12 protein-coding genes are annotated in these 15,014 nt (G+C 56.4%); 8 read left to right on the top strand and 4 right to left on the bottom strand.

Annotation, left to right across the window (positions count from 1 at the left end; all coding sequences use genetic code 11):
- Window positions 1-99: 99 nt before the first annotated feature.
- Window positions 100-1,212 carry an S-(hydroxymethyl)glutathione dehydrogenase/class III alcohol dehydrogenase gene (locus EF096_RS01405; protein WP_123887810.1) on the bottom strand — a complete coding sequence of 371 codons (1,113 nt, stop codon included), beginning with the start codon at window positions 1,210-1,212 and terminating at the stop codon, window positions 100-102.
- A 105-nt stretch (window positions 1,213-1,317) separates the two neighbouring features.
- Between EF096_RS01405 and EF096_RS01400 the strand changes: the two genes are divergently transcribed.
- Window positions 1,318-2,214, top strand: a complete 897-nt coding sequence (locus EF096_RS01400; protein ID WP_123887809.1) for a LysR substrate-binding domain-containing protein — start codon at window positions 1,318-1,320, stop codon at window positions 2,212-2,214.
- Window positions 2,215-2,277: 63 nt separating this feature from the next.
- On the opposite strand, the gene EF096_RS01395 is transcribed toward EF096_RS01400, so the two are convergent.
- Entirely contained in the window at window positions 2,278-2,658 is a 381-nt protein-coding gene (locus EF096_RS01395) for a DUF4168 domain-containing protein (protein ID WP_123887808.1), read from the bottom strand.
- Window positions 2,659-2,822: 164 nt separating this feature from the next.
- On the opposite strand from EF096_RS01395, the gene EF096_RS01390 reads away from it, so the two are divergent.
- The 3 genes from EF096_RS01390 (at window position 2,823) to EF096_RS01380 (ending at window position 6,227) form a co-directional block, all read left to right on the top strand.
- Window positions 2,823-4,331: a sensor histidine kinase gene (locus EF096_RS01390; protein WP_123887807.1), complete on the top strand. Its 1,509-nt coding sequence runs from the start codon at window positions 2,823-2,825 to the stop codon at window positions 4,329-4,331.
- Complete coding sequence (locus EF096_RS01385; protein WP_123887806.1) at window positions 4,328-5,704, top strand: sigma-54-dependent transcriptional regulator; 1,377 nt, start codon at window positions 4,328-4,330, stop codon at window positions 5,702-5,704. Before EF096_RS01390 ends, EF096_RS01385 begins: the two co-directional genes overlap by 4 nt.
- 73 nt (window positions 5,705-5,777) lie before the next feature.
- Window positions 5,778-6,227 (top strand): hypothetical protein, encoded by a 450-nt coding sequence (locus EF096_RS01380; protein ID WP_123887805.1) that lies wholly within the window; start codon window positions 5,778-5,780, stop codon window positions 6,225-6,227.
- A gap of 5 nt (window positions 6,228-6,232) precedes the next feature.
- Here EF096_RS01380 and EF096_RS01375 read toward each other — a convergent pair whose 3' ends face one another.
- Window positions 6,233-9,109: an HD domain-containing phosphohydrolase gene (locus tag EF096_RS01375; RefSeq protein WP_123887804.1), complete on the bottom strand. Its 2,877-nt coding sequence runs from the start codon at window positions 9,107-9,109 to the stop codon at window positions 6,233-6,235.
- Between the two features lie 213 nt (window positions 9,110-9,322).
- Here EF096_RS01375 and EF096_RS01370 point away from each other — a divergent pair, with 213 nt between their 5' ends.
- From EF096_RS01370 to EF096_RS01360, 3 genes are read left to right on the top strand one after another with little or no spacing between them, the layout of a single operon-like run.
- Window positions 9,323-10,294 carry an alpha/beta fold hydrolase gene (locus EF096_RS01370; protein WP_123887803.1) on the top strand — a complete coding sequence of 324 codons (972 nt, stop codon included), beginning with the start codon at window positions 9,323-9,325 and terminating at the stop codon, window positions 10,292-10,294.
- A 29-nt stretch (window positions 10,295-10,323) separates the two neighbouring features.
- Window positions 10,324-11,004 (top strand): SDR family NAD(P)-dependent oxidoreductase, encoded by a 681-nt coding sequence (locus tag EF096_RS01365; RefSeq protein ID WP_123887802.1) that lies wholly within the window; start codon window positions 10,324-10,326, stop codon window positions 11,002-11,004.
- A 23-nt stretch (window positions 11,005-11,027) separates the two neighbouring features.
- Window positions 11,028-11,744, top strand: a complete 717-nt coding sequence (locus EF096_RS01360; protein WP_123887801.1) for a hypothetical protein — start codon at window positions 11,028-11,030, stop codon at window positions 11,742-11,744.
- A gap of 3 nt (window positions 11,745-11,747) precedes the next feature.
- Here the strand turns inward: EF096_RS01360 and speA are convergent, their stop codons facing one another.
- The gene (gene speA / locus EF096_RS01355; RefSeq protein WP_123887800.1) at window positions 11,748-13,667 is read right to left on the bottom strand and encodes an arginine decarboxylase; all 1,920 of its coding nucleotides are present in this window, start codon (window positions 13,665-13,667) and stop codon (window positions 11,748-11,750) included.
- Between the two features lie 258 nt (window positions 13,668-13,925).
- Here speA and EF096_RS01350 point away from each other — a divergent pair, with 258 nt between their 5' ends.
- On the top strand, window positions 13,926-14,696 hold the full coding sequence (locus EF096_RS01350; RefSeq protein ID WP_123887799.1) for an SDR family oxidoreductase: 771 nt from the start codon (window positions 13,926-13,928) through the stop codon (window positions 14,694-14,696).
- Window positions 14,697-15,014: the final 318 nt, after the last annotated feature.

Genomic DNA, 15,014 nt, shown 5'->3' with positions numbered 1-15,014 from the left:
GAAACCTCGCTTGAGCTAGAAGCTAGAAGCTAGAAGCCTAAAGGGTCGAGTAAACCTCGCACTGCTTCCAGCTTTCCGCTTCAGGCTTCCCGCTATTTTTTAAAAGTGAATCACAGTCCTGATGCTCTTGCCTTCATGCATCAGATCAAAGGCCTTGTTGATGTCTTCCAGGCCCATGGTATGAGTGATGAAGGTATCCAGCGGAATCTCGCCGCTTTGCGCCTTCTCAACATAACCCGGCAGTTCAGTACGCCCTTTTACGCCACCAAAGGCGCTGCCACGCCAGACGCGACCAGTCACCAGCTGGAACGGACGTGTGCTGATTTCCTGGCCAGCACCGGCGACACCGATGATGGTCGACTCGCCCCAGCCCTTGTGTGCGCATTCCAGCGCAGCGCGCATCAACTGCACGTTGCCGACGCACTCAAAGGAATAGTCCACACCGCCATCGGTCATATCGACGATGACTTCCTGAATCGGCTTGTCGTAATCCTTTGGATTAACGAAATCAGTCGCACCCAGTTCACGAGCAATGTCGAATTTGGCCGGATTGATATCAACCGCAATAATGCGGCTGGCCTTGGCCATGGTCGCACCGATGATCGCCGCCAGGCCGATGCCGCCGAGCCCGAAGATGGCAACAGTGGAGCCCTCAGTGACCTTGGCGGTGTTCAGCACTGCACCAATACCCGTGGTCACCCCACAACCCAGCAGGCACACCTTCTCCAGCGGGGCTTCTTTAGGAATTTTGGCCAGTGAAATTTCCGGCACTACTGTGTACTCAGAGAAGGTCGAGGTACCCATGTAGTGGTAGATAGGCTCGCCTTTATAAGAAAAGCGCGACGTGCCATCAGGCATCACGCCCTTGCCCTGGGTAGCGCGCACCGCCTGGCAGAGATTGGTTTTGCCGGAGGTACAGAATTTACAGGTGCGACATTCGGCGGTGTACAGCGGGATGACGTGATCCCCCACTTCCAGCGAGGTAACACCCTCACCTACCGCCTCCACAATACCGCCACCTTCGTGCCCCAAAATGGCCGGGAAAATACCCTCTGGATCATCGCCCGACAGGGTGAAGGCATCGGTATGACAGACACCACTGGCGACGATACGTACCAGCACTTCACCCTTTTGTGGTGGCGCGACATCAACTTCAACGATTTCCAGTGGCTTGCCTGGGCCAAAAGCCACGGCGGCGCGAGATTTGATCATACGAATACTCCTCGGGGTGTTTACGATGCCATGCAGTGTAGTAGACCTTCGTTTTGTGGATAATAGCCAGATCAGCAAAACATTATTGCTACACAGGGATAAAGCATGAATCAGTGGGACGGCATAGACGAGTTTGTCTGCGTAGCCGAGCTTGGCCACTTCAGCGGCGCCGCAGCGCGCATGGGGTTATCCTCGTCACATGTCAGCCGGCAAATCGCACGCCTGGAAGATCGCCTGCAGACCCGCCTGTTCTACCGCAGCACGCGCAAAGTCAGCCTGACAGAAGCCGGCCAGACCTTTCTGCAACACTGTCAGCGACTGCAAGATGCGCGCGACGAAGCCCTGCAAGCCATCACCGACCTGAGTAGCGAACCCAAAGGGTTACTGCGCCTGACCTGCGCTGTGGCCTACGGCGAGAGCTTCATAATGCCCCTGGTGGACGATTTCATGCAGCGCCATCCGCAACTGCGGGTGGAAATGACCCTGACCAACCAGACACTCGACCTGCTCCACGGCAGCTACGATCTGGCGATTCGCCTGGGCCGCCTGCAGGATTCCAGCATGATAGCCACGCGCATCGCGCCCAGGCACATGTATCTTTGCGCGGCACCCAGTTACCTAGCTCATCATGGCGCGCCGCACAGCTTGTCGGAACTGCCCCGCCACAACTGCCTGATCGGCAGTAACGATCTATGGAGTTTTCAGCAACGAGGAAAAGAAGTCCCCGTTCGCGTGCAGGGCAACTGGCGCTGTAACAGTGGGCAGGCGGTATTGGAGGCGGCGCTGCGGGGGTTTGGCCTGTGTCAGCTACCCGACTACTACGTGCGTGAACATCTACGCAGTGGTGCATTACGCGCGCTGTTGCCACAACATCAGCCCCCGCATACCGCCGTGTGGGCACTCTACCCACAGCAACGTCACCTCTCACCCAAGGTACGCCAACTGGTGGACTACCTGAAGTGGGGGCTAGCGCAACGGCCTGAATATATAGACGCCAACTAACACGACCGAACACACAGCAAAAAGGGGCCGAAGCCCCTTTCTGAGATCTAACCGTACTGGCGCTTAATTGACCTGCTGAGCGCGCTGACGCAGCTCCATGTCAGTTTGCATGCGTGAAGCGATCTCGTTGTAACGGGGAATATCAAGATCCTCGCCTTCTATCGCCTCGACCATATCTTTCTGGGCCCCCATCTGCATTTGCTGGGCTTCTTGCTGGTCACCGGCGCTGCTCAACTCATCGGTAAGCTCTTCACGGATCTCGTTAACTTTCTTTTCCGCATTGACGAACTTTTCCAGATCAGCCTCGCTAACCGGCGCTGCAGCCTGCGCTGTACCGTAACCTTGCTGCGCGCCGCTATCCATGGATTGCGCCATAGCGACAGGCACGCCGGCGGTCATGGTGGCGATGATAAGAGCAGCACTGAATTTTTTAATGTTCATCATGAGTATCTCCTTCGGTTGAACTCACTGAAGGTAATACAGAGTCCGTGCCAACTTTGCAAAAAACACTTCAAGACACTGATTTATATATAAAACATAAAATTAAAGTATAAAAAATAGCCCCCCACTATTGGCAATCCACCGCTTTATATGTATCTTTTTTAAACATGAGCAAAAATGAACCGTTTAAATTTGGCACACTAACTCAGCGCTGGCCCTTACCTAGACTCAGCGGCCTGCAACGCACCCTACTGTTATTTGTCGTGCTCCCGCTGCTGGTACTGACGGCGCTGGGCATCCGCTTCGGGCTAGAGCAAGCCAACCAATTCCAGCAACAACGATTAAAGAACGACCTGGAGCTAATCAGCCGCGCTATCAGCATTCCGATTGGCACTGCGTTAGGCGAGAACGACCGCCAGGCAATAGAGCTGGCACTGGGCTCGGTCTTTGTGCTGGGCGAGGTCTACGGCGCGTCAGTGTTCGATGTCAACGGCGTGCGGCTGGCCTCGGCCGGTGTCACCGAAAGCGACCTCACGCGAACCAAGATCCCTGACCTTATTGTCACTACCGGACAATCCCAGCAAGGCTTTAGCCAGGTCGGGGGCCGACATCTGTTTTCGCACTTCATGCCACTGTTTGATGTGGGCGGCAATATTCAAGGTCTGATTCAGATCACTCGGCGCGCCAGCGATTTTGGCCGCGCCCTGGACCAGCTCACTATTATTGCCTGGGCAGCATGGGGCCTGCTGGGCTTGACCATTATCTGCGCCGTCATGCTTGGTCACTATGGTGGCGTCGGCCGACACGTGGACAAACTGCTGGCGCACATGCAACAAGTGGCGCAAGGCGATCACTCGCACCGTGCCGCGCGGGAAGGGCCAACCGAAGTAGCCGCACTGGCGACAGGCCTGAATCATATGCTCGACAGCATAGAACAGGCGCGCAGGGAGGTTGATGGCCACCGCGCGGCAGAAACCGCTCTGCTGGCTCAACTCAAAGATAACGAGAAGATGGCAGCCATTGGCGGTATGGCGCGGGGTGTTGCGCATGAACTGGGCGCACCGCTGAGCGTGATTGATGGCCGCACTCATCGCCTGCAACGCAGCAGCGCCAATGACTCACCACAACAGCGCGAATTTGCCGCCATTCGCGCCCAGGTCGCCCGCCTCACCAGCACCGTCAAGCAACTGCTGGACTACAGTCGCCCGGCAGCAGCAACACTGCGTAAAACCGATCCAGCTCAACTGACCGCCACCGCAATCGATGCCATCACCCCCGAATTTGAACAGACCGCAATAGCGCTGCAAAGCCAATATGAAACTGATTTGCCAGCACTATTCGGTGATCCGGCGAGACTGGAACTGGCACTTCTCAACCTGCTACGGAACGCACTGCAGGCAGCCAGTAGCAAGGTAACGGTCGGCCTTGAGTATCAGGATCAGCATTTACTGATCAGCGTCAGTGACGACGGTCCCGGGCTGCCGGAAACCAACCGAGAAAAGCTAATGGAACCCTTCTACACCACCAAGCCCCCCGGCGAAGGCACTGGCCTGGGCCTGGCCATAGTGCAAACCATTGTAGAAGAACACGGCGGCGAGCTGCTGCTGAGCAACCATCCCGACGGCGGCTGCCGGGCCAGCATGCGATTACCGATACACAAGGAGGCAAGCGTATGAGCCATACCGAACACTTGCTGCTGGTTGAAGACGACAGCGGCTTACGCGAGCTACTACAGGAAGAGCTGGAAGCCGAGGGCTATCAGGTGACCGCCTGTGCCAGCGCAGAAGAGGCACTCATACCATTGCAGCAGTCTGATATCGACCTATTGATCAGCGACTTGCGGCTACCCGGTGCTGACGGTCTCAGCCTGCTACCGCCCGCACAGGCACTGTCGCCCGCACCCGCCGTACTGATCATCACCGCCTTTGGCTCGGTACAGCAGGCGGTCAATGCACTACAAAACGGGGCCGATGATTTTCTCACCAAACCCCTGGAAATTGATCACTTTCAGCTTACGGTCAAGCGGTTACTGGAGAATCGGCGCCTGCGTCGTGAGGTTCAGCGCTATCGCTCGATCATGGCCGTGGAGCAATTCCACGGCATCATCGGCCAGAGCAGCAGTATGCGCAGGCTGTTTCAACATATAAGGCAGATGGCGAGCGCGGATGGTCCCGTGCTGATTCAGGGTGAAAGCGGCACAGGTAAAGAGCTGGTCGCCCGCGCGGTGCATGAAGAAAGCGTGCGCAGCGGCAAACCTTACATGGTGGTGAACTGCGGCGGCATTCCGGCAGAGCTCATGGAGAGCGAATTCTTCGGCCACGCAGCGGGGGCCTACACTGGCGCCCGCAAGGCACGAGCCGGACTCTTTCAGCAGGCCGAGGGCGGCACCCTGATGCTCGACGAGATTGGGGAAATGCCGCTGGCACTGCAAGCCAAATTGCTCCGTGCACTACAGGACGGCAATGTGCGGCCGGTCGGCAGCGACCACGAAATTCAGCTGGATGTCCGCGTCATCGCAGCGACCAACCGCAACCTGGCCGAGTGCGTTGAACAGGGCAGCTTTCGCGAGGACCTGTTCTACCGCCTGGAGACCTTCAACCTGCAGGTCCCGCCGCTAAGGGAACGCAGCGATGACATCCACTATCTGGCGGACTTTTTCCTGGCACGCTTCAACGCGCGCCAACAACGCGAACTCAAAGGGTTTAGTGACGCCGCCCTGCAGGCATTGCTGCACTATGCGTTTCCCGGCAATGTGCGTGAATTGCAGAATGCAGTTGAGCGCGCTGCGACTTTTTCTCAGGGCGCTTTCATCGAATTACAGAACCTGCCTGAGCGTATGCAGAGCGCCAGCAGCTCAGCTATCGATACCACCTTGAGCGATCCACTCAAGGCTATCAGCAGCTCGCCATCACTGGCACAACTGCCCAGCCTTGAAAGTGTGCAGCGCCGCTATATTCATCAGGTTCTGGACGCCACCGACGGCAATAAACGCAAGGCAGCCGATATTCTTGGTATTACCCGGCGCACGCTATATCGCTGGATCGAGTAAACACCGATATGCAAGCCCACTAGTCAGTGCGGTAAGCTAATCAACTGCAGCGCCACCCAACCAGGAGAAATCAGTGTCCAGCGTGCTACGGCTAAATACTTTGCTCGACCGCAGTTTCAAAGGCGGTGATCGCCGGTTAGAGGCGATCAGTGCCGAAATAGGCGCGCTGGACCGCCTCTGTAAGACATTGGGTGTAACCGAGCTGAGCCGCTTCATCGACACTACCGCAATCGAATTAATTCAGGCCGTCGAACTGATTGACGACGACGCTACTGCGCTACCTACTACAGAGCCAATCACTGATCCGGAAACCGGCCTGGCTTATGGCATTGAGGATATGAGCTGGCAACCCATTGCTGCCGGAATGAGTAGCCTGGAGGCACTGCAGCAGCACATTGAACGCGGCCTGCACGTGAGCAGCCAACAACCGCAACTGCTGCAAGAGCTGACCTACTGTATTCAGGCTCTGGCTCCACTCGAAGCCGAGGGCGGCCAATTTCATCTGGCCGTTATACCCGCATGACCTCACTAGTCATGCAACAAACCCCAGTCGCGTAGTTGCCCGACACACGCCTCAACATCGATCTCATCCCTTTGCTCGGGCACCAGAAAACGCTCAGCGTAGTCACGATAGGCGCCAGAGCGCAAAAACAAGGCCAGCAGCGTTGCATCAATGTGCTGATCGCGTGCCATAAACAACATAATCCTTACCGATTCAGATAGCGTTTTAGCCTTTTTATAAGGCCGGTCCGCTGCCGTCAGCGCTTCAAATATGTCGGCAATAGCCAATATGCGGTCTTCTACCGACAAGTGGTCACCACTCAGGCGACGCGGGTAGCCGGTACCGTCCAGTTTTTCGTGATGAGTGGCGGCCAGCGCTGGCACTTTGGCTAGTGACTTGGGAAAGGGCAGCGTCGACAGCATGATCAAGGTTTGCACGATGTGATCATTGATCTTGAAACGCTCCTCGGCCGTGAGAGTGCCACGCGCGATACACAGATTGTAGAGCTCGCCCAGGTTCTTGCTGTGCTCCGGCAATTGCATATCAAATCCCCAACGGTTGGCTGGGTCTCCTGCCACCACTGGTGGCTTACGCTCGCCCCAGGCAAACAGATGCTCTGGCCGATCCGCGAGTAGCTTTTCCTCGGCAGGTAACGGCGCGATAGGGACGCCGGACAGCTGCCGTTCCTCTTCACCGGATAACCCCAAACGATTATCAAAATGGCGCAACCAGCTCTGCTGAGCAATGGTTTCAAGCCGCTGCACGTCGGTGTCAGCCATGAACTCGCCACCGGTATTGGCTTGGGCAACCAATGCAAAATCGTCGCGCAGACGGTCCTGTTCAAGCTCCCGTTGCCGCTGCAGTAAAGATTCATCTTCACCTGCAGCACGGCCCTGCCAATAACGAATATCGGCATCACGCCACAGCACTTCAAAACGGGTGCGAATCTCATGGATACGGTTGTACAGCGTTTCCAGCTTGGTGGCCTTATCAACCACATATTCGGGGCTGGTGATTTTGCCGCAGTCGTGCAGCCAGGCAGCGATTCTAAACTCATAGCGCTGCTGCTCATCAAGTTGAAAGCCGGCCAATGGGCCCTGCTGAGTTGCCTCCGCCTCCTTGAGTAGCATCTCGGCCAATTGCGGAACCCGGTCGCAGTGCCCGCCGGTATAAGGTGATTTGGCATCGATAGCGGTAGCGAGCAAGCGGATAATTGACTCCAGCAAAATCTGTTGATCTGCAAAGAGCTCACGGGTTTCGATCGCCACTGCCAGCGTCCCGGCCAGACTACCCAAAAATCGCCTCAGACTGCGGACAGAGTCCTCGGGCAACAGCGGTGAGACCTCCACCACCAGAACACCTTGCAGTACATGCTGGCGATCATGCAGAGCCAGCGTCAGGTAGCGATGTTCATCGTCCAGCAGAGCCGCCAAGGTGCGCGCTGGCGCATCATAAAGAGCATCAGTCAGTGGCAACTGCGCTGGATAGTGTTCCGCATGCGAGCTGCCAGTGCGGCGCAGAACCTCGCCATCCTCGTCGCATAAATAAACCGCGCCACCGCGCCCGCCGGCAATCTCGACCAGTTGCGCCAGCACAACATCCAACATCCGCTCGAGCTGGGTTTCATGATTAAGCGTATGCGTGATCGTTTGAAAGTTACCGATCGCCTTAGCCATCTGAGCCGCCATCTTGCTCAAACTATTCACCTCGCGAATGCGCGAGCGCACACCGATAGGCGTATTGAAATCCAGGCTGGCCAACTGATTAACCTGGTCTCCCAGCAGCTTCAGGGGCTGGCCGAGGCGCTGACCCAGCGCCCAGCCAATCAACAACAATACCGCGGCCACCACCAAGGCCCAAAGCGCTTGCCGCTGTAAACTATCACGGACCCCTGCCAGCATTTCGGCTTCCGGTATGGCAATAAGAATATGTCCTTCGCTATCGCCTATGCGGCTCAAAGGCAAACTCAGCACATACCAATCCTCACCGTTTACGCTCAGCAGCTTTGGCTGGCGTGGCGGCTCAGGGAGAAACTGAATTTGCTGGAGAACAGGCACCCCCAACTCCTCAAGGCTGGCTAAATGCACGCCCTGGCTATCGCGCTGAAAAACACGCTGCAGATCCGTATAGGCAATCACCGTATCATCACCGCTCAATAGAACGGTCTCGGTGCCCGGTGTCAACCTCAGCTCAGTCACCTCGCCGCCCAGATCACTGACCGACGCGTCCAGGCCAATCACCGCCCCGCTGGCACTGTGCTTGGCCATGGTGATACCCACCTGACCCGTGGTAAAAAACACATAAGGTTCGGTCAGAATCAAACCTGGGGAAACAACGGCCTCCTGATACCAGGGCCGGTTACGCGGGTCGAAGTCGTAGTCAGGCAGGCGCCTGCTCTCCAAGAGCCCGCCCTGATTGTCATAAAACAACCAACGAGCAACCGGGTTTTCGCCAGCAGCCGATTGCTCAATCGACTGCACAACAAAAACCGAGTTTAGCGGTATTTTCTGGCGACCAAGCCGCACTCCTTCATGCAGCCGCCTCAGCAAAAAAAAGTCGCCATTGGCGTAGCCGATATAAACAGCGCTTAAGGTGTGATTACTGCGCAGGGTTTCAAACATGACCGGCAGGCGCTGAAGCCGCTGCTCAAGATTCTGTGACTGCACTAACGGGTCGAAGGTCAAGATACGCAGAGCGCCTTCAGCCGGGTCAAGCAAACGCTCTGCTCTTTCATTGAGCAAGGCCCCCAGTTGCTGGGCAGAGTCGTTGGCGGTCTCAATCAGCAGCGTCTGCGAGCTACGATAACCTTGCCAGGCGGTAATGCTCAGCATCGCCAGCAAACACAAGACGATGGTACTGGCTATAAGCCACTGCAAGCTGACCCCATTCCTGGATCCTTTCATACTGAGCATTTCTCCTTCGCTCTTCGAAACCGCGTCGTCACTGAGAATAGTTCAGCTATGCGCTCCACGACATATCTACCAAGGCATAAAATCTTCCGACATCCACTGCACGCATGACGCACACTTCGGCTGATGAATAGCTAAAGCAAGGAGCAAGCCAAGGACCTGTACTTTTGCGATAGTGTCCCCAGCACACACCAATGGAGCACCCCGATGGATCAGTTTGAGCACCAGCTGGTACCCACCAATAACATAAAACTAAGTCTGTATACCGCTGGCCCCCGAGACGGTCGGCCCGTCTGGCTGCTGCACGGTTTTCCAGAGTGCTGGTACTCCTGGCTACATCAGGCGAAAGTGCTGGCCAACCAAGGCTACCGAGTGCTCATCCCTGAAATGCGCGGTTACGGTGCCAGCAGCGCTCCTGAAGCGGTCGAAGCCTACGATCTGATTACTCTTTGCGCCGACATTCAGGGAGCGATGAACTACCTGGGTCATGAACAAGTAGCGATGATAGGTCACGATTGGGGGGCCCCCATCGCCTGGCATCTTGCCTTGCTTGAGCCCGCGCGGGTGAAAGCGGTATGCGGAATGTCGGTGCCCTTTGGGGGGCGCCCGCGGCAACCGGCAATCAATATGATGCGCGAAGCCTACAAGGATCGTTTTCACTACATCGTCTACTTTCAACAATCAGGACTGGCAGAAGCGGAAATGGCAGCCGACATACCGCGCACCATGCGGTTGATGATGCATGGTCTGTCCAACAGCCAGGAAGGCAATACGCTAGTGCAGGACAAACCCGCCGACGCAGCCTGGCTGGAGGATTACATCGATCCCGGTAGCCCACCGCATTGGTGCTCAGAAGAAGCCTTCGCCGTTTATGTAAAGACCTTTGAGCAGAGCGGATTTCACGGCCCCATCAACTGGTACCGCAACTTTGAACGTAACTGGGAGCGCACGGCACCACTGGCCGGCAAACAGATCGAGCAACCTGCCTTGTTTTTAATCGGTGACCGCGACCCAGTAGGTTCTTTGGAGGCATACACCATCAAAAAAATGCCCAGCGTTATCCCAAAGGTTGAACAACACGTCATCGCTGATTGCGGGCATTGGATTCAAGCCGAGAAACCAGCAGAGGTGAACGCCCAACTGCTACCCTTTCTGGCTGCACACTTTGCCGCATACTAAAGGTTGTCGACGAGAGCAGGAGACTGGCTATGACACTTTGCAACCTTGACGGTAAGCGTATTTTGCTAACCCAGGCCAATGATTTTATGGGCCCCTCACTGAACGCAATCCTGCAGGCTTGTGGTGCCACAGTGATAGCCGATCAACGGGACTTTCTGGATCCAAAAGCACCAGCTCAGGCGATCAAAGAAGCCGGGGAGTTGGATGTTTTGCTGCTCAATCTGGGCGTACCCGCTCCCAGCACAGCAGCCAGCGAGGTCGAAGACGAAGAGTGGGGGCTGCTGTTTCGCCACATGGTTGATCCCTTACCGCGTTTTGCTCGCGCGGTGCTGCCCGGGATGATTGCACGCCAAAAGGGCAAGATTCTGCTTATGGGCAGCGCCTCGGCGCTGCGCGGTATGAAGCGCGCGTCCAGTTACAGCGCCGCGCGCGGTGCTCAGTTGGCCTGGATTCAGGCGGTAGGGGCCGAAGTGGCCAGCAAAGGAATTCAAGTCAACGCGATTGCGCAGAACTTCGTCGACAATCCCACTTATTTTCCCGACGACATCCAGGCGAATCCGGCGTTCCAGGCGCGCCTGCAACGCGAGGTTCCGCTAGGCCGATTGGTATCAGCTGAAGAAGACGCCAGTTTCGCCGCCTATCTTTGCAGCGACGCCGCCAACTGCTTTGTCGGCCAGGTATTTCCCGTCTGCGGTGGCTGGAGCCACTGAGGCCCGTATTTTGAGGAATCGCTATGCAGCATAAAGAACAGATCATCACCATCAACTCACGCTTCTGCGGACCACCCAACAGCGGCAACGGCGGTTACGTTTGCGGGCTGCTGGCCAACGCGCTAGGCATGCCATGCCAAGTCACGCTGCATGCGCCACCGCCACTGGATACACCTCTGCAACTAGTCGTTAAAGCTGACGGCGCACAGCTCAAGCTCGGCGAGCAGCTACTGGCTAGCGCCAAGCCCTACAACCTCGAACTCAAACTGCCGGACGCTGTGAGTGCGAATACAGCCAAGAAAGCTCAGCAAGGTTTCAAAGGATTTGAACAGCACAACCTGCCCTGTTGCTTCGTCTGCGGGACGGACCGCGAACCCCTGGATGGCCTGCGTATTTTTGCCGGTCCGACCGAACAAAGAGAAGAGCACGTCGCCGCGCTCTGGACGCCAGACGAGACATTGGCAGCTGAAGATGGCGTGGTCGCTAGTGAATACCTTTGGGCGGCGCTGGATTGCCCGGGCTACTTCGCTGTGCGCGACCAGGCAGGCACCGCTCTACTCGGGCGTTTTGCCGCCCACATCGATCAGCCCATCCGGGCCGGAGAGCAATTGGTAGTGAGCGGCTGGGCACTGAGCCACGATGGCCGCAAACATTTTGCTGGTACCGCCCTGTATAACCAGAGCGGCCAGGCTGTTGCCTGGGCTGAGGCGACCTGGATCAGCCTGGCCGCCGCAGCCTGATCACTACTCGGCGCTAAGGTAGGACGAACGAGTCAGGCCCAGACGCAGCGCATCCACAAAGCGGGTGCGCTCCGCGGGACTCAGCTTGGCCCCTGCGACCTTATCGCGATACAAGGTCACCAGTTCATCCGGAGCAAAGTGCACGTAGCGCAACATATCTTCGATGGTGTCGTGGGTCTCGATACCGCCGTGCACTACTTTACCGTCCGGGCGCAGGTAGACATTGACCGAATCGGTATCACCGAACAGGTTGTGCATATCACCCAAGATCTCTTGATAAGCACCCACCAGGAAGATACCCAACAGATAATCCTCACCCTCGCGCAACTCATGCACCGGCAGACTGTTTTCGATGCTCTGCTCGTCCACATAGTGGCGAATCTTGCCATCAGAGTCACAGGTCAGATCCTGCAAAACAGCGCGACGCAGCGGCTCCTCTTCAAGTCGATCCAATGGCACGATCGGCAGCACCTGGTCAATCGCCCAGGTATCCGGCAGGCTCTGGAAGACCGAAAAGTTACAGATGTACTTATCGGCCATTTTGTCGTTTAGCTCGTCCAGCACCTGACGATGAGAACGCTGGCGCGCCTTCAACTGCGTGTGCAAACGGTTGCAGAGCGCAAAGTAACACTGCTCGGCTAGTGCCTTCTGTGACAGCGTCAGCTTGCCCTCAGCGTACTGCGCCGCCACATCAGCCATGTAGTGCGTCGCCCGCCAATAGGTCTCAGTGACCATTTCGATATCGTGCTGATCCTGCAGACCCACCAGATTGCGCACCACCTGGGGCAGCTCTTCAAGATTGTCTATCTGCGGCAGCACGTCGTTGTAGCGTTCCACATCAGTAACCTGAACCACCAGCACCGCGTGATGCGCCGTCATGGCACGACCGCTCTCGGAAAAGATGTGCGGGTGTGGCAGACCCTGCTCGTCGCAGAAGTCCTTCAGCATGCCGACGACCGTCTGCGCGTACTCGTTGACGTCATAGTTGATCGAGCTGGCATTACGCGAATGGGTACCGTCGTAGTCCACACCCAGACCACCACCCACATCAATGTGATCGACCGGCAAGCCCAGCGCACGCAGTTCGCCAAAATAACGAATGGCCTCGCGAAAACCGTGCTGATAATCCGCCAAATTGGCAATCTGTGATCCCATGTGGAAGTGCAGTAACCGCACACCATCCTGCAGACCCGCCGCAGTAAACGCGTCTACCACGCGAAGCAATTGCGCAGCCGACAAGCCGAACTTGGATTTTTCCCCACCGGTATCGGCCCATTTGCTGGAAGCCAGTGATGAAAGCCGCACACGTAGTCCGACCTGTGGCGTGACACCGAGCTTCTCCGCCTCTTCAATTACCAAGCGAACCTCGGATTCCTTTTCAATAACCAGAAACACGTTATGGCCCAGCTTCTGACCAATCAGCGCCAAATGGATGAACTCGCGATCCTTATAGCCATTACAGACGATGGTGCCGCCCTTGGGCGCAAGTGCCAGCACGGCCATCAGCTCGGGCTTGGAGCCCGCTTCCAGGCCGATAGACACGTTTTCGGTCGCAATGATGCTTTCGACCACAGTCTCCTGCTGGTTCACCTTGATTGGATAGAGCGCGGTGTAGCCGCTGCTGTAGTCCAGCGCGGCGATGCTTTGGTCGAAAGCGCCCGTCAGCTGCTTTACACGCGATTGCAAAATATCCGGGAAGCGCACCAAAAGAGGCAGGTCCAAACCACTGTCACGCAACTGACCGACCAGCTCATGCAGATCAATGCTGCCAGCATCTGCGCCGCGCGGCATGACTTCTACATGACCCGCATCACTGACATTGAAATAGCCTGCACCCCAGTGCCGAATACCGTAGACGCTGCGGCTGTCTGCCACTGTCCAGGCTGATGCATCTTCCTTGCGTGAACGCCTTACTGGGCCCATGACCACCTCGTTTACCAGTTGATTGATGCAGACACTCAGATACGCAGGCAGACAAACAGTTCATTTACCCGGCGCACCCGTGACGCGATGGCAACAGGATAAAGCAAAAGCGGCTAAAGCGCCTGATCACCCGACACGTATGAGGCAGCATTTGTACTCTGGATAACCCTCCTCTTTGCTTGGGGAGCGCGAGACCCGCGTATTAAGGTGTCAGTAACAGCCAAACCGGCTTTCCAACCAACAACAAGGAGTCATCACATGCAGCAATACTTTAGCCTCGAAGGCCGCACGGCATTGGTTACCGGTGGTAGCCGCGGAATTGGCCGTATGATCGCGCAGGGTTACTTGGAGGCTGGCGCTAAGGTCATCATATGCTGCCGCAAGCTCGCCGAGGGCCAACAGACAGCAAAAGAGCTAAGTCAGTACGGCGAGTGCATTGCCATCGGCGCAGACCTGTCGAGCGAAGCTGGAGCCAAGCAGCTCGCTGCTGACGTTGCTCAGCACACCGACCACCTCGATATTCTCGTAAATAATGCAGGTACCAGCTGGGGAGCCCCACTGGAGGATTTCCCGGTATCAGGCTGGGAAAAGGTCATGCAGCTCAATGTGACATCGGTATTCAGCTGCATTCAGCAACTGCTGCCCATGCTGCGTAAAAACGCTAGTGCGGCGAACCCGACACGCGTGATCAACATTGGCTCGGTTGCCGGAATCAGTTCCTTTGGTGAAGAAGCATATTCTTACGGCCCTAGCAAGGCAGCCGTACACCAATTGTCGCGCAACCTGGCGCGTGAGCTAGTGAGTGAGCATATTAATGTTAACGTTATTGCGCCCGGCCGTTTCCCGAGCAAAATGACCCAGCACATCCACAGCGACCCCGAGGCAATGGCAGCAGATTGCCAGCACATCCCGATGAAACGCTGGGGACGTGAAGAAGAAATGTCGGCACTGGCCATTATGTTGGCAAGCGCTGGCGGCGCTTACATGACAGGCAACATCATTCCTATTGACGGTGGCTTTACCCTCTAAATAGCCGTTAACGAAGCTCGGCATCAGATACGGGTGCCGAGCGCCCCCCCCTGCTCTATATCCCCGACCCCGCAAAGACTTGCACCCCCTTGGTGCAAAACCATTTGCGTTTTTTGCACACATCTGGCGCTAAAAATAATTTCACGTCGCTCATCGGCTAAAAACGCCCTGTTTTGTGGCCATATTTTATTACCTCCAAGCCGCTCTACCGCCTTTTACCCGCATCCGCGCCAGCCCTTTAGCGACAAGGGCTGGACGTCAAATCGATAAGTAAATCACAACGGATATGACAGCGATATTTAACAGCTATAAATATTT

This window comes from Pseudomonas neustonica (assembly GCF_003797945.1).
In the GTDB taxonomy this organism is placed as follows: domain Bacteria; phylum Pseudomonadota; class Gammaproteobacteria; order Pseudomonadales; family Pseudomonadaceae; genus Halopseudomonas; species Halopseudomonas neustonica.
This window is presented reverse-complemented; position numbering and strand designations above follow the sequence as displayed.

Coding starts and splice junctions, on each gene's coding strand:
- EF096_RS01405 (WP_123887810.1), bottom strand. CDS start 1,212: ATGATCAAATCTCGCGCCGCCGTGGCTTTTGGCCCAGGCAAGCCACTG.
- EF096_RS01400 (WP_123887809.1), top strand. CDS start 1,318: ATGAATCAGTGGGACGGCATAGACGAGTTTGTCTGCGTAGCCGAGCTT.
- EF096_RS01395 (WP_123887808.1), bottom strand. CDS start 2,658: ATGATGAACATTAAAAAATTCAGTGCTGCTCTTATCATCGCCACCATG.
- EF096_RS01390 (WP_123887807.1), top strand. CDS start 2,823: ATGAGCAAAAATGAACCGTTTAAATTTGGCACACTAACTCAGCGCTGG.
- EF096_RS01385 (WP_123887806.1), top strand. CDS start 4,328: ATGAGCCATACCGAACACTTGCTGCTGGTTGAAGACGACAGCGGCTTA.
- EF096_RS01375 (WP_123887804.1), bottom strand. CDS start 9,109: ATGAAAGGATCCAGGAATGGGGTCAGCTTGCAGTGGCTTATAGCCAGT.
- EF096_RS01370 (WP_123887803.1), top strand. CDS start 9,323: ATGGATCAGTTTGAGCACCAGCTGGTACCCACCAATAACATAAAACTA.
- EF096_RS01365 (WP_123887802.1), top strand. CDS start 10,324: ATGACACTTTGCAACCTTGACGGTAAGCGTATTTTGCTAACCCAGGCC.
- EF096_RS01360 (WP_123887801.1), top strand. CDS start 11,028: ATGCAGCATAAAGAACAGATCATCACCATCAACTCACGCTTCTGCGGA.
- speA (WP_123887800.1), bottom strand. CDS start 13,667: ATGGGCCCAGTAAGGCGTTCACGCAAGGAAGATGCATCAGCCTGGACA.
- EF096_RS01350 (WP_123887799.1), top strand. CDS start 13,926: ATGCAGCAATACTTTAGCCTCGAAGGCCGCACGGCATTGGTTACCGGT.